The sequence below is a fragment of the Variovorax durovernensis genome (assembly GCF_977011995.1).
Window position 1 is genome coordinate 3,551,715 of record NZ_CDRNCW010000001.1, and the last position, 15,978, is coordinate 3,567,692.

Below are 15,978 nucleotides of genomic sequence, written 5' to 3' on the forward strand. Positions count from 1 at the left end.
TCCAGGTCGACCCTGACCAGCGGAGGTTTTGTGCCATGGCGAGCATTGAACGTACGGCTTACCCTCGATTTCCTCGGACGTTGACGCTCAAAGATTTGCAGGCGTCGTTCACTCCGAGGCCCGAGGAAATTGAATGGGCGCAGCGGCATTCGCGAACCGCGGAACGTCGCCTGGCTTTGCTCGTGCTGCTCAAATGCTTTGAGTTCCTGCGTCACTTTCCGGCGCTCGAAACCGTTCCTGTCGAGCTCGTCGAGCATGTTTCAGCCACCTTGGGCACGGCGCCGACCGAGAGGATCGAGTTCGCGTCGCTGGCCACGCTGTATCGTCATCACAAGGCGATTCGCGAACTGCTCGGTGTCAGGCCCTATACCGATGGGCAGACACGGAAGCTGACGATCCAGGCTGCCCAACAGGCCGCCAGCATCGTGGAAACCCGCGTCGACATCATCAACATCACGATCGAGGAGTTGGTGCGGCTGGGCTACGAACTACCGGTGTTTCGCACACTCGACGAAATCGCCGAGCAGGCGCATTCGGCTGCCGAGGCTGCCTTGCACAAGCGAATCAACCAGCGCCTGACCCTGGCCCAGCGAAACTGGCTGGATCGGTTGCTGGCCGCCGAACTGCCTGCCCGACGCACGCTGTACAACCAGATCAAGAGGTCCGCGAAAAAGGCCTCGCGCAAGCATCTCGATCTGCTGCTGGACCAGTTGACCTGGCTCGAGTCCTTGCCCGACAGCGATGCGCTGCTCGACGGCGTGCCAGCGACCAAGCTCAAGCACATGGCCGACATGGCATCGGCGCTCGATGCGGGCGACATGAAGGATTTGCTGCCAGCCAAGCGCTACACACTGATCCTGGCATTGATCCGTCAGATGCGCGTGAGGGCTCGCGATGACGTGGCCGAAATGTTCATTCGCCGCATTGGAGCCATCCACAAGTGCGCCAAGGAGGAACTGCAGGTGATCCAGGCGCGCCAGCGCGAACTGAGCGAGGAGTTGGTCGCCACGCTGGAGCAGGTGCTGGAGATCCTCGCCGAAAACCTGGACGACGCGAGTACCGGCCAGCGCGTGCGCGATCTGCTCGCTCCGCACGGTAACCTGGACCAGTTGAGGACGGACTGCGAGGCCATCCGCGTGTGGAGCGGCGGCAACCACCTGCCGTTGATCTGGAAGGCCTTCAGCAGTTGGCGCGCGGCGATGTTCCGCATGGCGAAGGCGCTGCGCTTCCAAGCCGCCACCCAGGACCGCAATCTGCTCGATGCCCTGGAGGTTGTGCTGGCCAACGAACACCGCAAGGTCGAGTGGATCGCAGACGACCTGACGCTGTCGTTTGCCTCCGAGCGCTGGCGCAAGCTGGTGCGCCGTTCGCATGGCCTGGGCCATCCGACGAACCGGCGTTACCTGGAGGTGTGCGTGTTCAGCTATCTGAGCGGTGATCTTCGCTCAGGCGATGTGTGCATTGAAGGCTCGGAATCCTTTGCCGACTATCGCGCGCAGCTGTTGCCCTGGAAGGAGTGCGAAGCGCTCCTGCCGACGTACTGCGACCGGATCGGCATACCGACCGCGGCGGATGATTTCGTCGACGGTCTCAAGCAACTGCTCACCCAGACCGCCGAAAAAGTCGACGAAGAGTTCCCACAGCATGCGGGCGACGTGGTGATCGGCAGCACTGGCGAGCCGACCCTGCGGCGTGTCGCCGCACGCGAAGTGCCGGCGTCGGCCATCGCTTTGCATGCAGCCATCGAGAATCGCACGGTGCCGCGCAACCTGCTGGATGTTCTGGCCAACATCGAGCACTGGACCGGATTCACTCGCAATTTCGGTCCCCAGTCAGGCGACGATCCCAAACTGCGCAACGCACGCGAGCGCTACTTGCTGACCGTGTTCGCGATGGGCTGCAACCTCGGACCCAACCAGGCCGCGCGCCACCTGTCAAACGGTGTGACGCCGCATCAGCTGTCCTATGCCAACCAGCGGCACATGAGCCTGGACCAGTTGGACAACGCCTGCCGCGATCTGACCGAGTTGTACTTGCGGCTCGAATTGCCCAAGCTGTGGGGTGAGGGCAAGAAGGTGGCGGCCGACGGCACACAGCACGATTTCTACGACCAGAACCTGCTGGTGGGCATGCATTTCCGGTACCGGCGCATGGGTGCGGTGGCTTATCGGCATGTGGCCGACAACTACATCGCGGTGTTTCGCCATTTCATACCACCAGGGGTACTCGAAGCGGTCTATGTCATTGAGGGCCTGATGAAGGCCGGTCTGAGCGTGCAGGCCGATACGGTGTATTCGGACACCCATGGGCAATCGGAAACTGTTTTCGCCTTCACACACCTGGCGGGCATCCAACTAATGCCCCGCATCCGGAACTGGAAGGACCTGCGCTTCTACCGACCCGAGAAGGGCACACGCTACCGTCATGTCGATCGCTTGTTCACTGACGTGGTGGACTGGAAGCTGATCCGGGACCACTGGCGAGATCTCATGCAGGTGTCCATCTCGATCCAGGCCGGACGGATCGCCTCGCCGATGCTGCTACGCAAGCTCAGCCAGGAAGGACGGCATAACCGGCTCTTTGCCGCGGCGCGCGAACTCGGCCGCGTGCTGCGCACCGTCTATTTGTTGCGCTGGATTTCCAGCAAGGAGATGCGCCAGGAGGTGAGCGCCACGACGAACAAGATCGAGTCGTACCACGCATTCACAAAATGGCTGGACTTCGGCGGTGACGTGATCAACGAGAACGACCCCAACGAGCAGCAGAAGCGGGTTCGCTTCATCGACCTGGTAGCGTCGTCGGTGATCTTGCAGAACACGGTCGACATGATGCGGGTGCTGCAGGAGATGTACGCCGACGGGGAGCCGGTTTCCGCCGCTGACGTCGAATACCTGAGTCCGTACATGACTTCGGGCATCAAGCGTTTCGGCAACTACCACCTCGACCTGAAACGGCCGCCGGAGCCTTGGGTCAAGGAGTCGCAGTTTCGGGAGGCGGCCAAGCGCGCGCGAGCTGCGGCCGCGGAGGCGCAGCGCGCCAACCAGAAAGGAGCTGGCGCATGAGCGATCTGGACCTCACCATCGTCACGGCCTACGGCCGGCTGGACCGGGCTGCGCTGACGCGTGCGCAGACTAGCTACGACACGACAGCACTGCTGAGTGCGGTCGAGGAACTGGACAAGATTGTTGGGCGTGCGCGAGGGCAGGATGGCCTTCGAGACATCCTGCTGCGGCTGCACGGCATGGCCCACGCTGTGATCAATGGCGCAGGGCTGTCGGTCTCCACGAGCCAGGAAAGTCTGCCGGAGCTGGCCTTCGATGCAACTGCAGAGATTCTGCAAACGATCTCTACGCTGCAAGGGTGGGTGAAACTGATCGAACCGTTGGAGAGCCTTCAGTCTCGCGATTGAGCGGCGAAAATCGCATAAAAGGTTTGGTCCAAACAACCTGAGGGCTTATGAGCCAAAACTGGCCTTATCCTGGCTTGCCCTCAGGTGGGATGCGCTGATGGCGCATGGGACGAAAGTCCCATGTTCATGTGGGTTGTTGTGCGGGAGCGTCGGGAACTTTGTTTATCCACACAATGTGCATTATGTTAAATCGAGTGCGCAGGGTTCGTCGCGCTGTCGCTCGCGGTATCCGTCGCCTGTGGCAATCGCTTGTTCACGGGATGCCCGAACCCCTCCTGGCGAACCAAAGTGTTCAGCCGGAGAAGGATCAGAGAGACAACGACCGTGCAACCGCTTTTTCGTGCGCCCCGCTCGCTGCCGGCGCTTGACGCCCTCATCGAGGCCAACCCACATGGCCTAGACAAGCTAGCCCGCTACCTGGGTGTCACCCCGCGCACGTTAGCCCGTTGGCGGGCGCGTGGCGCGGCTCCGCGCACCGTCGAGCTGGCGCTGTACTGGGAGAGCTTCTACGGCGTGCAGCACATCGAGACGGATGCATTCAACGCGGCACGGCAAAGCGCGGCCGAGGCCGCGACGTGGAAACGGGAATGCGAGCGCCTGGCGGGCGTGGTAGCCAGGCTTGAGACGGAGTACGACTGGGGCAGCGCGAACGCGCCCGTGTACGCGGTCTAGGCCGCCTCTTTGTCGCAGTTACAGCCGCCGAAGGCCGCATTGCTTTGGATGAAGTCGCGCACCTTGGGCATGCGCGAGAGCACGAGCGCCGCGATCAGCGCGCCGGCCATGATGATCAGCGTCTCGCGGCCAATCTCTGGCAGCGTCGGGATCCAGGCTTTCATTTCACCCCCGCGGGCCGCGCGTGCGGCAGTACGTCGATGCGCGCATGCGCGCGCTGAATCTCGGCACGCATGCTGTGCAGTTCGTGGCGCACCACGCCCCAAACCGCCAGCGCGCTACCGACCATCGAGGCCGCGCAGACGGCCAGCAGTTCGGGCGAGTTCACGACGGCTTTTTCTCGGCCAGCACGACCGCGGCCAGGCCGCCCACGCCCATCGCCACTTGGCCGACCAGCCCGATGGTGTCGGGCGGCAGGCCGAACAGCGCGCCGAGCGCAGCGATACCGGCCCAGGTCGAGGGCTCGCGAATTCGTTTGAGAAGGATGTCCATGGTCACATTGCGTAGTTGGGAAAGAGGAAAGCCCACTTCGAAGGGGCACGGTAGCTGCCGTCAGCTATGGCGTTGTCGAGCCGGCGCACGTCGGCCTGTTCCGCCTGGCGCGTGGCCGTCGAGTTCCAGACGCCGGGCCCGAGGTAGGTTCCGTCCGCGCTGAACAGGTTCGACGTGCCGCCGCCCAGGTACCAGGGCACGTTGTACGAGGTGCCGGGCGGAGGGTTCGGGACCGCGCCGAACGGCACATAGCCGCCCGTCACAGGATCGATCTGGCCCTGGGTGCCGAGCGCCGCCGCGACGGCATCGCCGGAATCGCGCACCGTGGTGCTGACCGAATCCCAGGCGCCGCCGACGCCGTCGGCGAGACTTGAGTAGAAGTTTCCGAAGGCATCGCCGACGCCGTCGATCAGGCCGCTCGCAGCCGCGCGCGCCTGGCGCTGCACGTACCAGGCGCCGAGGCCCAGCACCAGCACGCCAGCGATGATGACCTTCGTGTCCGTGTTCAGCTTCATGCGGGTGTCGGCACGACGGCCTTAGCAGCGTCGATTTCCGCCTGTAGCTGGCCCACCTGGGCCTGCAGCTGCGCGCCGGCCGGCGACGGCACAGCGGGCGCCGCGGCCGGCTTCTCTGTCGGCTTGATCTTCCAGAAGTAGTAGCCGGCCGCCGCGGCGACCGCGCACACGATCAGGAGTTCGGATTGCTTCATGCAGCACCGCCGCCAAAGCCGCCGTACCAGGCTTGCACCTGGCCCATGGAGCGCCCGCCCTGCCCTGCCGTCGAGCCCGGCAGGCTGGCCCACTGCGACGAGGCTTTGCGCACCGCGCCGGCCAGGTCCCCGACCGACAGGCGCGCATAGGCGCCGCAGTCGCGCAGCAGCTGGACGGCCGCCGCGTCCTGGGAGGCCGGGCCGAAGTCCGGCAGGCCCAGCTTGTTTTTCAGCTTGAGCCACGTCGGCTTGATGAACTGGTAGGCGCCGGCCGCGGTGCTCACGCAACCCGGGCCGTAGCCCGAGGCCGCGCACATCGCCGCGGGCAGCGTCTCGCCGCGCCACTCGCCCGTGACGGCCGGATGGTCCGACAGGTCCTGCACGGTGTGCCGGTAGCTGTAGCAGACGCGGTAGGGGTCCGCGGCGTTGGCGGTGCCCTCGCATTGCTTGATGGTTTCGAGGAAGGCGCGCACGTTGGCTTCGACGCTGAATCCGGAGGGCTGCTGTGTCATGGCTTCCACCTCGCTGCCGAGGTTCGCAATTGATTGGGTGATGTCATCGATCGGAAACGCCGAATCGAACCAGGCGCCGGGGTCGAAGGATCCCCAGGCGCCGCCGTTGTCGGTGGGCGCCTCTTCGATGTCCGTGTTGGTGTGCTGCCCGCGCGCGTACGCTGCCAGCGCCAGGGCGCCGAGGCCCAGCACGGCGAACGAGACGAGGACGCGGGCGCGGCTCATCAGATGGCCTCTTCCGTCCATTCGAAGACCGCGAGCACGTCAACGTTTGTCGTTGACGTTTCCATGACGTAGCCCTTTCCCGGGCCGATCAAAAGCGGTTCCTGAAGGATGCGGAACGAGCTCAGCGACGCCGCCGCAAACACGTAGTCGGACACCGCTGTCATCGACGGGAACAACGTCGCCGCGCCCGCATCCGTGCCGAACATGGCAGCACCTGGCGCGCCGCCGTTGAGCTTGGACGGCGTGGCAACCAGGGTCCCGAACGCCGTGTTATAGAACGCCCCCTTGAGGGCCTGCGCCGTTGCCGATCCTGCCGTGGTGCTTTTCAGGATCAGATTTTTGCCGCTGCCCGCCGGGTTCCACAGCTGGACCCGCGAATACTGACTGGCCACTGGCGCTTTGTAGACGGCGCCCATGAAAGCCGAACCTGCAAGAGTGCGCCGCAGCCCGCCGTCCACCACCTGTACCGTCGAGGAAATGCGCCGCGTGCCCGCATCGCCCGAGCCCACGAAGAATCGGATGTACTGCGCTTGGGCGCTGTAGATCTGCAGGCTGTTGAAACCTCCCGTCGGCTTCGAGAAAAACGAAACCTCGCACTTGCGCATGATCGAGAGCTGCGCGCCCGATTTGTCCATCAGGTACACGTCGCACTGGTACAGCGCATCGAGCAATTCGAGGTATTCGCCGTTGATGTGGAAGGTCTTGGTTTCCCCGGCCGCCCACGTGCCGTCGATGATTTCGATCATTTGGAGCCTTTGAAGAGCACGGCCACGGCGACGGCCGCAGCCGCCCACATGGCGTATTTGCCGATGTCGGCGTTTTTGTTTTCGGTCGGGGTGAAACTGTCGATGGCCTTGCCCGCCAGGCCGTAGCCTTCGGACATCTGATCGATCAGCTTGTCGACGACGCCGGCCCCAAATTGGAGCGTGCTGTCCCAAGCCTTCGAGTTGGCCGCGAGGCTGTCTTTGTTCAGGTTCACCACGGACCCGCCAACGTCGCGCAGCGTGGTAGCGCTCATCTGCCCCAGCGCCGCGACCGCATCGGGCAGCGTGTTCGCCAGGGTCTTGAGCACCTCCGCGTCGGCGCTGTACAGGTTCACATTGGCCGTCGAGCCGCTGCCCACCTGTACCGAGTCTTGGAGCACCGCGCGGCTGTCGCTGTTGACGGTCGTCGTCGCAAGAGAGGCGCTGGTGCTGGTGCTGCTGCCGCCCTTGTACAGCCGCGTTTCGAGCGGGTCGGCGCAGTGCCTGCGCTCCCATCGTTTGAAGATCATGCGACCGCCTTTTTCATGATGAAGCCGGCCACCCTGTAGCCGGCGCTTTTCGATTTCTTGACCAGGCCGACGCGCTTCGTTTCGAACGCCACATGCGTGCAGCCGGACATCCGCGCCATCTGATCGAACAGGGCGAGCCCTACTTCGGTCAGCCCTGCCCCGCTGCGCGAGCCGGCGCCGTCGATCCACAGCACGCCGCCCTTGACGCGCACGACGAACACGCCGACGCCTTCGGGCGTGCGTAGTTCGAAGCACTTGCCGAAGGCCGCGATATCTTCTGGCGTGTCGCACGACAGCGGCGCGCTCAGCCCCGCCGCGCGCATGGTGGCCGCGGCATCGGCCGCGGTTACTTCTTGGACCTGAACAGCTTCCACGCGACGGCTCCGAAAAAGATCAGCCAGACCACGGGAGGCACGCCGCCCAGGCCCAGCGAATCGAGCCCGAGGCCGCCCACGGCGTAGGGATCGTCGTAGTAGCTGCCGTACGGGCTTTTGCCCGCACTGGGGTTCGCCGATGCAATCGGCCCCTCGCTGGTGATCGTCTTGTCCTGGCGGTTGTCGAGGCTCAGCGATGCGCCGGACCCGAAGTTGACTTGCCAGCCCGAGCCATCGAGGCCCGAGCCGAAGACGGCCGCCTGGGTGGCCTGGGGCGTTGCCGAAGCGCCGCCACCGGCCGCGCCGCCGCTCGCAACGCTGGGGCCTCCCATGAATCCGCCCGCGATGCCACCGATTGCCCCGCCGATGGCAGTTCCGATGCCCGGTACGACCGACCCGATAGCTGCGCCAGCAGCCGCCCCGGCCGTTGAACCTGCCGCGTTGAATGCCATTACTTCTTGCTCAGCAGAAGGAACGCGCCGCCGATCAGCAGCAGGGGCAGCAGATTGCTACCGATAGAGAGCGAGCGCACCTGGCGCCCGTTCTGGTAGGTCAACCCGTTCTGGCCCGCGTACGTCGGCGAAATCGACCCGTTCGCCACGGCATAGGCCCGGCTCGCGCTGTCGATCAGGCGCGAGACGCCCATCGTTGCCGCGTTCCAGTCCCAGGGCTTGCCGTTGTCCGGGTAGCCCGCGCCCATGCGCGCCTGCTCGACGGCATCGCGCGACGTTGCCGCCCATGCCGTGATGCCGCCCGACGAGCCGCTGTAGTCGTACGACCCGTTGCGCACGTCCGCCGCCTCCGCGAGCGACACGCCGTTTCCGCCGTAGCCGTCGTAGAAGTCGGTTGCAAGGCTGGTCGGCCCGCCAATGTCGAAGACATTGCCGGACAGGCCGTCGCCCGTGAAAGATCCCCATGCCATATCAGCTCCTTGTGTTGGTGCCGACGATCAGGGACGGTCGTTCAGCGTGATGGACTCGGTGTAGATGTCGAAGGTGCCGGCCGCGGTGGTCTTGAGTCGGATGTCCAGGTTCTGGATCGGCACGGACTTGCTGCCGACGTTGATGTTGGCCGTGTTGAGCATGTGACCCATCAGGTTGTGCTCGGTGAAATCGACGGTGAACAGTCCGGCCTGGGGGACCTTGCCGTAGGTCTTCTGGAAGAACTCGTTCCACACCTGGGTGAGCGCTTCGTATTCGTCGGCGCCCTCGCGGCGCACGCGCACCGAGTCGATGTTCGCCAGCGTGCCGAAGATGTACATGCGCTTGAGCTGCTCGCCGTTCATGCCGAAGGGAATGATCACCTGTTCTTCGACGGCGCCGGCCAGCGTCTTCTGGAAAAAGCGGTTGCGCACGATCAAGCGATTCGCGCTCGGCACGTCCACTTCGGCCACGGCCTTGATGACCGATGCGGCCGTGACGGTGTACGTCGCGATGTCGAACTCAATCGTCATATCCTGCACGCCGGCCTCTGCCGTGGCCGCATAGGCGCCCAGGGTCATCGAGGCTTCGTCCTTGCCGTTGCGTTCGACAAAGTCGAGTTCAAGCACGTTGGGGTCGGTGGCGTTGCCGTTGTAGGCATTGCGGGCCGCGACCTGGGTGTAGCTCTTCCAGCGGATGCGCTCCGAGCCGTTGACTTTCAGCACGATATTCGACAGCAGCGAGGCCGTGATGTTGCCCGCCGTGAAGATCACGATCTTGTTGTACGTCACGCCCAGGGGCAGACGGATGGTTGCACGCGACACCGGGCCGACGTTTTGAATTTGGTTCAGCTGTACCTTGCGGGTCATCGCGTGTTTCCTTGGAGTTGAGGGGTCAGGCGACGGGCTTAGGCCAGTGCGGTCTGAACGACGTTGCGCGTGAACGAAACCTTGTTCAGCACGTAAATCGTTGCGAGAACGACAGCGGTGGTCATCAGCGCGTCTTTGAGCTTGCTTTGCATTTGCGGGTCCTGTGAATGGTGAGGTGAAGGAGCCGCCATTACCACCCGACAGCCCGTACACCACATAGCTCCGAGGCCCGTACGTAGGGCCTACGTAGCCCGCTCACTTTCCCGACATCTTTTTGCTGCCGCGCGTGGTTTTTCCGGTACGGAAATCGCGCTCGATCCAGTTGAGCACCGTCACGTTGCCCTGCTCGATGGTGTGCAGGTCCTCGATGTCGGCCACCGGCACGGACATCGCGCCGGCCATGGCCTTGCGGTCGGCGGGAAAGCGCTGGGTGAAACACCGGATGTACGTGCAGCCGCCCAGAAAGTGCTTGTCGATGTCGGCCGGCCGCTGGGTGGCCGCGACGATCTGCAAGCCCGCGTGCCGGCCTTTCTTCGTGCACTGGCGCCAGGCCATCGGCGCATGCGTTGGAGAGGTCACGTCGGCCAGCTCTTCGACCAGCATCACCAGCTTGCCGGCCGCGAAGGCGATGCGGCAGAAGATGGCGAACTTTTCCTCGTACGTACGGGCATCCGGGCCAGGGTAGTAGGCGACTTTGAAGCTGGCTTTCTTCGCCTGGCGCGCCACGTCGCCGAGGTTCGACGTGGTGACCGTCACGAGGTCGCCGTATTCGCCCAGCGGGTCCCAGACGAGCATGCGCGGCGCGCGCAGCCCGCGCAGGTATTCGCGCAGGCTGACGCCCTTCCCCGAGCCCGTCGCGCCGCAGTAGAGGCGCAGGCTCGGTTTATTGCTGTTGTCCATTGGCGGCCGGCGCTGGTGCGGGCGCTGGGGCCCGAGGTTTTTCCTTCGGAGTCTCGAGAATCTTTTTCGTCAAGACGATGGGGGGCGCGAGCGCGGCCACCAACATCACGTAGCAGCCGTAGTCGCCCATCAGCGAGCCCATCGACCAGCCATGCTTTTCCAGAACCTGGGCGCCAGCTGCTGCCGACGCGCCGAGTACCCCATCGTTCCAGACGTTGGCGAGTGCGCTCATGCGCTGTTCGTCGGTGACCATTGCCAACATCGGAAACGCCATCGCGCGCATCGCTTGCAGCGTCACGAGCAATTCGCTTTCGTTGTTGGCCGTGACCTGTTCGGCCTGCGCGACCTGGCCGGCCTGCGCCTCGCGCTCCGGAGACGTGTCGAGCAAGTCGGCTTCGCGCGCGATGTTGTCGAGGCTTTCCGGCGCCGCGCCGCCCGGCTTCGCGACCACGTCGGTCACGTCGGGAGTTTCGTTTGTCAAGGCCATGAGATCAATCCGAAGGTTTTCCGCACGGCGGGCGCCGGAGCGGGTGCCGATGGCGCCACAGCAGGCGCAACGGGCGTTGGTGAGGGGGTAGGTGCGGGTGCCGGCTCCGGCGCGTTGGCGGCCCGCGTGATGCAGGCGCGCAGCAGTTCGTCAGATCGACCCGAGCGCGCGAACAGCTGGCAGTTGCAGCTGTTGCACGTCATGACCGCGAGCTGGTTCTTGGACAGGCTGACGCGCATAGCGCCCGCGCACAGCGGGCACTTGCCGTCGCCGATTTTCTCGGCGGCCACGGCTTAGGCTTCGAACCAGGCGCGCAGGGCGCGGGCGACATCGACCGCGGGCTTTCGCGGGTCGGATTCGTGCGGGCCTTCCTCTTCGACGCGTTTCAGCTCGTCGATCAGTACCTGATCGGCTTCGCTGTGCTCAGTAGGGGTTGTCATCTTCGGTTTCCTGTATCGCCACGGGTCCCGGTGGCTTCGGTCTTGCGACAAAGCGCCGCAATCTGGGCCTGTACTCACGAACGGGCGCCCACTCGCTGACTCGCGAGAGGTCCCGGTGCGTACAGTTATTGACATGAATCCGAGTGCTCGCGGCTTCGCCGCTGCGCTCGAATACCACGCGCGCCGCGCTCTCTGCCTCAGCGCGCTCGCCGTGCGTCACGACCCAGGCGCACCGCTCCGACTCAACGGAGGCGAACAGCTTCCGCTCGAATGCCGGCGCGGCCGGGTTCATGACGTGAATGTGGTTGCGGAAGAGCTGCACGCCGTCTGCATCGACGCCGAGCAGGCGCGCGGGCACGGTCTCACCGTACCGCCCTACCCTGCCAGCGTCGGCCGCGCTGCGCTCGCCCTTGAGCAGGCGCATGCGCAGGCTCGCGCGCTTGCAGCCGACTCCACCCTGCGCCATGGTGTAGCGCATCCAGGCGATTGCCTGTGTTCCAGGCTCGCCCTTCGCATTCACCGCGGACACGGCCACGCGCAGCGCCTCAGGCGCGTGCTCGCCGATGTTGTCGGGATTGATGCGGCGCAGCTCGCGCCACACGCCGACCGGCGCGCCGCCGAGCTGCTGAAACTGGCGAATTCGCCACGTCGATGCCCAGGCTTCGACGCGCTGGCACGACTCAATGGCGGGGTTCCCTTCAAGGTCAGTGCCCACGCCGTAGCCGTCGATGTTCTTCGAGACGTATTTGATGACGTAGCTGACCGCCGAGCCCTTCGCCCGGTCGATCAGCTCGAAGTCAACGCGATGCTTTTGGGCGCCCGGTTCGTCCGGCGAATCGGCATCAAGGAAATAGCGCCGGACCAGCTCGGACAGCTTTCCAAAAAGCCCCTCCCGGAAGAAGAACAGGCAATGCCAATGCGGCGTGCCGTCATGCTGCGGCTCGGCGATTCGGAACCCGTATAGGTCCAGGCCAGCGCGAGCCGCGGCAGTTCGGAATCGAGAGAAAGCGAGAGAGAGATAGCGTTGCGCCTCGCTGGGGGTCGAGCCGTCATATTTCCGGTTGTCATGGACACGTCCTTTGATGGTGGTTTTCTTGTGGAAGCGGCTCGGACAGGTCATCGTGACCATGCAACCGACGTGCCCCATTTCCTTCGCGATCAGATCGAAGCCGGCTATGCGGGTCAGCAGCTCCACGCGGCGAATCGCCTTGTTCGCGGTGCCCTTGGCGGCCAGCTCGGCCAGGGTCTGCGCCTGCATCAGGTCGTTCACCGCCGTGACGGACTGCAGCGCTGCGGCGTTGCGGGCGTTCTGCCCTGCCCTGCGCCTCACCGCCTCGTCGCTGGCGTACAGGCCCGCGTGGCGGCCCACAAGGCCAATCCCGATGGCGCAGGCTTCGACGGTGCGCGCGTGCAGCTTGCGCAGCGTGCGGCGCCACCAGCGCGCGCAGGCCATGCGCGCCACGGCGCCGGCCCGCGTCACGGTCGGGCCATCCGGCCACAGGTCGAGCATCCCGCGCGCATCCATGAGGGCGCGCGCCTGGTGCGAGAGCCACAGGCCCACCCAGCCGGCGCCGAAGCGCTCGCGCATGGGGGCGTGCGCCTGGCCGCGCTCCGCGATGGCGCGCATGTGGCGCAGCCGGCGCGCGAAGTCGTTGGCCGTGAGCTCGGCCGCCGCGCAGATGTCCGCATCGGTGGCGTCGGGGCGCAGGCCGGCGCGCTCCGCTTCGGTCAGCTGGAGAACGCGCTCTTTCCAGCGGTGGTAGTTCAGGTCCGTGAGCTTGGAGAGCGACTTCGTGAGCCTGGCTTGCCACGACAGCGGGAAACGATCGATCACCCACCGAAGGCGGGTTTTGTCGTACCGGTCGAGGTAGCTGCTCAGGCTCATTTCTGCTCGAGCGGTTGATTCAACTTCTCGAGCCGGCGCAGCTCAGCGGCGAAAAGTGAACCGATGACGCGATCCCGTGACCAGCGCCCACCGCCCAGCAGCCACGACTCTCTATTGCGCTCTTGAATCAAGCGGTCGACCGCTTGAATCTGCTCATCAGTCACGGCGACAGATACGCGCTTCACAGCCGCCACACCTCAGGCGCGCGGCGCACCTGGGCCACGGCGCGCGCGTGCGCCTCGTTGCGCAGCACGCGCAGATGCGCCAGCACGCACGGCGCCGGCTTCGGCGGCTGCGCGGCCGGGTTGTCGGTCATCGGCGCCAGGGAGGACCAAACGCCGAACTGCGGCGCGACGATGGCCTGTTTCACATCAGCCCGCACGAAGAGCAATCGGGGCATTTCGAGCCCGCGGGCAGCTCGCACGGAAAGCCGTTCGACCGGCGCCCGCACACGGCGCGGCGTTCAGCGCCAGGGCGGACGGGGCGAAGCAGCGGGGGAAGCTCGAAAACCTCCCCCGTTGCCTCGATCACGTCCGCGATAAACAGGTTTGCCGGGACCACCGGCACGCCGGCGCTCACAGCAGCGGGGCCGGGGTGCCGGCCGCGTGCTCGATACCGGAGAGGACCGCGCCCACCAGCTCTTTGCGGAGCACCAGCGAGCCGACGACGACGGAACCGACCCGAATCGAGAGCTTGACGCCCTCCTTTTCGGGTTCGATCACAACCGACTTGTGCAGATCGAGCTTGACGGTGGTTTTCACAGACGCACCTCCATCGGCGACACGCCCAACACGCATTGCCCCTGATGGCACCAGCCCACCAGCCAGCTCAGGAGGCCGCGCGCGTCCTCGAAGCGCTGGACGCAGGGGCCATCGACGCCCGCCCACGTCGCAACGTACGGCTTTTCAAAACTTTGCATAGAGCCCACCTCTACCCTCCCCCTCGATCAGAAGGCCGCGACGGATCGAGGTGGGAGGGAGAAAAAACCCGCCGCGGCGGCCGGATTTAATCACACCCCCTTTACCGTCACAAGTCCTTTCACCTTTGACGCCCAAGGTGGTTTCCCGTACGTTACGGGAATGCGACGCCTTTCCACCCCCTTTTTGCTGCTCTTCGCCCTGTACGTTACGGGCGCCTCCGCCCAAAGCTACCCGCCGAAATGGACAGCGATGTGCGAGACCTGGCCGGGTCACCACGTCAAGCCGACGTACGTTGGCAACTGCGAGGTGAGCTTTAAGGAAACGGCGCCCGGAGAGGCCGAGGTCCTGATCGACATGCACGCTCAGCCGTTGGTCGAACTCGCACTCGGCCCTGGCCGCTGCACCCTGAATGGCGCCCCGTGTCTCCAAATCCCCGCGAGCCGCCCTGATGGCGTCCGCTACCAGTTTCAGGGCGCGCGCGCCCTCGAATTCACCCGCCCCACGGAGTAAGAAATGCAGACCCTAGATCAACTGCTGGACCGCGCCAAAAAGGCGCAGGGCATCGACAGCGACTACCGCCTAGCTCAACTGCTGGAAGTGTCGAAGAACGCGATTACCAACTACCGCCACGGCAAGTCACGGCCCGACGATGAAGTGGCCCTGCGCCTGGCCGCCCTCATCAACCGCGACCCGGCCAGCGTGATTGCCGAACTTCACGCCGAGCGGGCGAAGACGCCCGAGCTTCGCCAGCTGTGGCTCCGCATGGCAAACCAGCTGCGCCACGCTGTCGCGGCCGTCATGTTCGCCGTGGGCGCTGCTATGTTTGTGATAGCAGGCTCCCCCACTTCGGCCGAGGCTTCGACCGGAACAGCCCAGGCCCACAGCACCCCGGGTCTGTGCATTATGTTAAATATATGAGATGAGCGGTTTCCCGCTTGCGGCAGCTTCAACGTGCCCTGACCCGGAAGCCGGAATCCTGATCCCAATCCTGCTCTGAGTGTTCGGCGCCATCCCCTTGCCGGCGTAACGCAGCTTCCAGCGACGCGGCAACAGCGCTCCAGTCATAGAAAACATGCACCTTGCGTGCATGGTTCCACTGCCCGCCGAATGCCTTGAAGACAGTGGCGAACTGGAAGCATCCGCCCTTGATTGCCGGCATCGGTGGCCCGTTGGCAAACGAAACCTCGAGGACCTGGCAATCTTCCAGGCTCGACGCGAGCTCTTCCGCGCGCGCCTGGGCCGGGAAAGAAAGTACGGTGGGCATCGAATCACTCTACCGAAAATCGATGGAGGATGAAACCTTTTTTCTACGCTCGCCGAGCGTGCACTTCATTCACCCGTGTACGCCTTCGATCGAGCGCGCATACATCACGATCTCAGCCGGCGTCATCGCATCTTCAAGCGCGGCCAGTTCCAGCCGTTCGAAGTCGTGCGAGATCCATTCGAACATGTGCGACAGCGGCATGTCCGTGATGTCTTCCCCGTCGCTCCACGGTTGCAGCCGCTTGGCGGCGCTGCCCAGCAGCATGCGCAGGTACAGCGCCCGCGCCAGGCGCACTGCGGCCACCTTGTCGGGGTTGTCGAGGTTCTGCTGAAACGCTTCCAGGCGCTGTTCGCAGACCACCAGTCGCTCCTGCGCTGTCACTGACCCGTGGCTGCAGATATCGGACGCCCTGCAACGCAAATCCTGAATGCGATGGAACTCGCACAGCACGCGTGCGTACGCCAGTTGCTGAAGAAGCTGTAGCGCGCGATTCAGAAAGCCTTGCATGTCTGCCATCTGAATTTCTGCTGCGCTTTCCATACGTAGGACGGCGCGCAAAAAGAGCGCGCGGCGGCACCGCCATCTGGGCCGCATCACCCGACGAGTAGTTCCGTGAGCGTTGTCAAA

Annotated in this window: 27 protein-coding genes; 4 read left to right on the plus strand and 23 right to left on the minus strand. The window is 64.7% G+C overall.

Features of this window, described 5'->3' with window-relative positions; translation table 11 throughout:
- Window positions 1–35 precede the first annotated feature (35 nt).
- The 3 genes from ACWV14_RS16895 (at window position 36) to ACWV14_RS16905 (ending at window position 4,081) form a co-directional block, all read left to right on the plus strand.
- A complete protein-coding gene (locus tag ACWV14_RS16895) occupies window positions 36–3,062 on the plus strand; it encodes a Tn3 family transposase (protein WP_454902717.1) in 3,027 nt (1,008 codons plus the stop codon).
- Window positions 3,059–3,409 carry a Tn3 family transposase post-transcriptional regulator TnpC gene (gene tnpC / locus ACWV14_RS16900; protein ID WP_454902718.1) on the plus strand — a complete coding sequence of 117 codons (351 nt, stop codon included), beginning with the start codon at window positions 3,059–3,061 and terminating at the stop codon, window positions 3,407–3,409. The genes ACWV14_RS16895 and tnpC overlap by 4 nt, the downstream gene beginning before the upstream one ends.
- A gap of 324 nt (window positions 3,410–3,733) precedes the next feature.
- The gene (locus ACWV14_RS16905; protein WP_455342445.1) at window positions 3,734–4,081 is read left to right on the plus strand and encodes a hypothetical protein; all 348 of its coding nucleotides are present in this window, start codon (window positions 3,734–3,736) and stop codon (window positions 4,079–4,081) included.
- Here ACWV14_RS16905 and ACWV14_RS16910 read toward each other — a convergent pair.
- From ACWV14_RS16910 to ACWV14_RS17010, 21 genes are all read right to left on the minus strand, one after another.
- A complete protein-coding gene (locus tag ACWV14_RS16910; RefSeq protein WP_454902720.1) occupies window positions 4,078–4,245 on the minus strand; it encodes a hypothetical protein in 168 nt (55 codons plus the stop codon). The genes ACWV14_RS16905 and ACWV14_RS16910 overlap by 4 nt on opposite strands.
- The gene (locus ACWV14_RS16915; protein WP_454902721.1) at window positions 4,242–4,409 is read right to left on the minus strand and encodes a hypothetical protein; all 168 of its coding nucleotides are present in this window, start codon (window positions 4,407–4,409) and stop codon (window positions 4,242–4,244) included. Before ACWV14_RS16915 ends, ACWV14_RS16910 begins: the two co-directional genes overlap by 4 nt.
- Window positions 4,406–4,573, minus strand: coding sequence for a hypothetical protein (locus ACWV14_RS16920; protein WP_455342446.1), 168 nt, complete (start codon window positions 4,571–4,573; stop codon window positions 4,406–4,408). Before ACWV14_RS16920 ends, ACWV14_RS16915 begins: the two co-directional genes overlap by 4 nt.
- A 2-nt stretch (window positions 4,574–4,575) precedes the next feature.
- Window positions 4,576–5,088 (minus strand): hypothetical protein, encoded by a 513-nt coding sequence (locus ACWV14_RS16925; protein ID WP_454902723.1) that lies wholly within the window; start codon window positions 5,086–5,088, stop codon window positions 4,576–4,578.
- Window positions 5,085–5,282, minus strand: coding sequence for a hypothetical protein (locus tag ACWV14_RS16930; protein WP_454902724.1), 198 nt, complete (start codon window positions 5,280–5,282; stop codon window positions 5,085–5,087). The genes ACWV14_RS16925 and ACWV14_RS16930 overlap by 4 nt, the downstream gene beginning before the upstream one ends.
- Entirely contained in the window at window positions 5,279–6,019 is a 741-nt protein-coding gene (locus ACWV14_RS16935) for a glycoside hydrolase family 24 protein (RefSeq protein ID WP_455342448.1), read from the minus strand. The genes ACWV14_RS16930 and ACWV14_RS16935 overlap by 4 nt, the downstream gene beginning before the upstream one ends.
- Window positions 6,019–6,765: a hypothetical protein gene (locus ACWV14_RS16940; RefSeq protein ID WP_454902726.1), complete on the minus strand. Its 747-nt coding sequence runs from the start codon at window positions 6,763–6,765 to the stop codon at window positions 6,019–6,021. The genes ACWV14_RS16935 and ACWV14_RS16940 overlap by 1 nt, the downstream gene beginning before the upstream one ends.
- Window positions 6,762–7,292 (minus strand): hypothetical protein, encoded by a 531-nt coding sequence (locus ACWV14_RS16945; protein WP_454902727.1) that lies wholly within the window; start codon window positions 7,290–7,292, stop codon window positions 6,762–6,764. The genes ACWV14_RS16940 and ACWV14_RS16945 overlap by 4 nt, the downstream gene beginning before the upstream one ends.
- Window positions 7,289–7,666 (minus strand): hypothetical protein, encoded by a 378-nt coding sequence (locus ACWV14_RS16950; protein WP_454902728.1) that lies wholly within the window; start codon window positions 7,664–7,666, stop codon window positions 7,289–7,291. The genes ACWV14_RS16945 and ACWV14_RS16950 overlap by 4 nt, the downstream gene beginning before the upstream one ends.
- Complete coding sequence (locus ACWV14_RS16955) at window positions 7,639–8,118, minus strand: hypothetical protein (RefSeq protein ID WP_454902729.1); 480 nt, start codon at window positions 8,116–8,118, stop codon at window positions 7,639–7,641. Before ACWV14_RS16955 ends, ACWV14_RS16950 begins: the two co-directional genes overlap by 28 nt.
- On the minus strand, window positions 8,118–8,588 hold the full coding sequence (locus ACWV14_RS16960; protein ID WP_455342449.1) for a hypothetical protein: 471 nt from the start codon (window positions 8,586–8,588) through the stop codon (window positions 8,118–8,120). The genes ACWV14_RS16955 and ACWV14_RS16960 overlap by 1 nt, the downstream gene beginning before the upstream one ends.
- 27 nt (window positions 8,589–8,615) lie before the next feature.
- Entirely contained in the window at window positions 8,616–9,455 is an 840-nt protein-coding gene (locus tag ACWV14_RS16965) for a major capsid protein P2 (protein ID WP_455342450.1), read from the minus strand.
- A gap of 255 nt (window positions 9,456–9,710) precedes the next feature.
- Window positions 9,711–10,355 carry a hypothetical protein gene (locus tag ACWV14_RS16970; RefSeq protein WP_455342451.1) on the minus strand — a complete coding sequence of 215 codons (645 nt, stop codon included), beginning with the start codon at window positions 10,353–10,355 and terminating at the stop codon, window positions 9,711–9,713.
- A complete protein-coding gene (locus tag ACWV14_RS16975) occupies window positions 10,339–10,815 on the minus strand; it encodes a hypothetical protein (protein WP_455342452.1) in 477 nt (158 codons plus the stop codon). Before ACWV14_RS16975 ends, ACWV14_RS16970 begins: the two co-directional genes overlap by 17 nt.
- A gap of 17 nt (window positions 10,816–10,832) precedes the next feature.
- A complete protein-coding gene (locus ACWV14_RS16980) occupies window positions 10,833–11,132 on the minus strand; it encodes a hypothetical protein (protein ID WP_455342453.1) in 300 nt (99 codons plus the stop codon).
- A gap of 3 nt (window positions 11,133–11,135) precedes the next feature.
- On the minus strand, window positions 11,136–11,282 hold the full coding sequence (locus tag ACWV14_RS16985) for a hypothetical protein (protein ID WP_455342454.1): 147 nt from the start codon (window positions 11,280–11,282) through the stop codon (window positions 11,136–11,138).
- Complete coding sequence (locus tag ACWV14_RS16990) at window positions 11,266–13,167, minus strand: replication endonuclease (RefSeq protein WP_455342455.1); 1,902 nt, start codon at window positions 13,165–13,167, stop codon at window positions 11,266–11,268. Before ACWV14_RS16990 ends, ACWV14_RS16985 begins: the two co-directional genes overlap by 17 nt.
- Entirely contained in the window at window positions 13,164–13,352 is a 189-nt protein-coding gene (locus ACWV14_RS16995) for a hypothetical protein (RefSeq protein ID WP_455342456.1), read from the minus strand. Before ACWV14_RS16995 ends, ACWV14_RS16990 begins: the two co-directional genes overlap by 4 nt.
- Window positions 13,349–13,567: a hypothetical protein gene (locus ACWV14_RS17000; protein WP_455342457.1), complete on the minus strand. Its 219-nt coding sequence runs from the start codon at window positions 13,565–13,567 to the stop codon at window positions 13,349–13,351. The genes ACWV14_RS16995 and ACWV14_RS17000 overlap by 4 nt, the downstream gene beginning before the upstream one ends.
- Before the next feature lie 175 nt (window positions 13,568–13,742).
- Entirely contained in the window at window positions 13,743–13,928 is a 186-nt protein-coding gene (locus ACWV14_RS17005; RefSeq protein WP_455342458.1) for a hypothetical protein, read from the minus strand.
- Window positions 13,925–14,086 (minus strand): hypothetical protein, encoded by a 162-nt coding sequence (locus tag ACWV14_RS17010; RefSeq protein ID WP_455342459.1) that lies wholly within the window; start codon window positions 14,084–14,086, stop codon window positions 13,925–13,927. The genes ACWV14_RS17005 and ACWV14_RS17010 overlap by 4 nt, the downstream gene beginning before the upstream one ends.
- A gap of 514 nt (window positions 14,087–14,600) precedes the next feature.
- Here ACWV14_RS17010 and ACWV14_RS17015 point away from each other — a divergent pair.
- Window positions 14,601–15,005 (plus strand): DUF3693 domain-containing protein, encoded by a 405-nt coding sequence (locus ACWV14_RS17015; RefSeq protein ID WP_455342460.1) that lies wholly within the window; start codon window positions 14,601–14,603, stop codon window positions 15,003–15,005.
- 28 nt (window positions 15,006–15,033) lie between these two features.
- On the opposite strand, the gene ACWV14_RS17020 is transcribed toward ACWV14_RS17015, so the two are convergent.
- Both ACWV14_RS17020 and ACWV14_RS17025 read right to left on the minus strand, forming a co-directional pair.
- Window positions 15,034–15,351 carry a hypothetical protein gene (locus tag ACWV14_RS17020; RefSeq protein WP_454902741.1) on the minus strand — a complete coding sequence of 106 codons (318 nt, stop codon included), beginning with the start codon at window positions 15,349–15,351 and terminating at the stop codon, window positions 15,034–15,036.
- A gap of 69 nt (window positions 15,352–15,420) precedes the next feature.
- Entirely contained in the window at window positions 15,421–15,891 is a 471-nt protein-coding gene (locus tag ACWV14_RS17025) for a hypothetical protein (protein WP_454902742.1), read from the minus strand.
- Window positions 15,892–15,978 lie beyond the last annotated feature (87 nt).

Coding starts and splice junctions, on each gene's coding strand:
- ACWV14_RS16895 (WP_454902717.1), top strand. CDS start 36: ATGGCGAGCATTGAACGTACGGCTTACCCTCGATTTCCTCGGACGTTG.
- tnpC (WP_454902718.1), top strand. CDS start 3,059: ATGAGCGATCTGGACCTCACCATCGTCACGGCCTACGGCCGGCTGGAC.
- ACWV14_RS16910 (WP_454902720.1), bottom strand. CDS start 4,245: ATGAAAGCCTGGATCCCGACGCTGCCAGAGATTGGCCGCGAGACGCTG.
- ACWV14_RS16920 (WP_455342446.1), bottom strand. CDS start 4,573: ATGGACATCCTTCTCAAACGAATTCGCGAGCCCTCGACCTGGGCCGGT.
- ACWV14_RS16925 (WP_454902723.1), bottom strand. CDS start 5,088: ATGAAGCTGAACACGGACACGAAGGTCATCATCGCTGGCGTGCTGGTG.
- ACWV14_RS16930 (WP_454902724.1), bottom strand. CDS start 5,282: ATGAAGCAATCCGAACTCCTGATCGTGTGCGCGGTCGCCGCGGCGGCC.
- ACWV14_RS16935 (WP_455342448.1), bottom strand. CDS start 6,019: ATGAGCCGCGCCCGCGTCCTCGTCTCGTTCGCCGTGCTGGGCCTCGGC.
- ACWV14_RS16940 (WP_454902726.1), bottom strand. CDS start 6,765: ATGATCGAAATCATCGACGGCACGTGGGCGGCCGGGGAAACCAAGACC.
- ACWV14_RS16945 (WP_454902727.1), bottom strand. CDS start 7,292: ATGATCTTCAAACGATGGGAGCGCAGGCACTGCGCCGACCCGCTCGAA.
- ACWV14_RS16955 (WP_454902729.1), bottom strand. CDS start 8,118: ATGGCATTCAACGCGGCAGGTTCAACGGCCGGGGCGGCTGCTGGCGCA.
- ACWV14_RS16960 (WP_455342449.1), bottom strand. CDS start 8,588: ATGGCATGGGGATCTTTCACGGGCGACGGCCTGTCCGGCAATGTCTTC.
- ACWV14_RS16965 (WP_455342450.1), bottom strand. CDS start 9,455: ATGACCCGCAAGGTACAGCTGAACCAAATTCAAAACGTCGGCCCGGTG.
- ACWV14_RS16970 (WP_455342451.1), bottom strand. CDS start 10,355: ATGGACAACAGCAATAAACCGAGCCTGCGCCTCTACTGCGGCGCGACG.
- ACWV14_RS16985 (WP_455342454.1), bottom strand. CDS start 11,282: ATGACAACCCCTACTGAGCACAGCGAAGCCGATCAGGTACTGATCGAC.
- ACWV14_RS16990 (WP_455342455.1), bottom strand. CDS start 13,167: ATGAGCCTGAGCAGCTACCTCGACCGGTACGACAAAACCCGCCTTCGG.
- ACWV14_RS17000 (WP_455342457.1), bottom strand. CDS start 13,567: ATGCCCCGATTGCTCTTCGTGCGGGCTGATGTGAAACAGGCCATCGTC.
- ACWV14_RS17010 (WP_455342459.1), bottom strand. CDS start 14,086: ATGCAAAGTTTTGAAAAGCCGTACGTTGCGACGTGGGCGGGCGTCGAT.
- ACWV14_RS17015 (WP_455342460.1), top strand. CDS start 14,601: ATGCAGACCCTAGATCAACTGCTGGACCGCGCCAAAAAGGCGCAGGGC.
- ACWV14_RS17020 (WP_454902741.1), bottom strand. CDS start 15,351: ATGCCCACCGTACTTTCTTTCCCGGCCCAGGCGCGCGCGGAAGAGCTC.
- ACWV14_RS17025 (WP_454902742.1), bottom strand. CDS start 15,891: ATGGAAAGCGCAGCAGAAATTCAGATGGCAGACATGCAAGGCTTTCTG.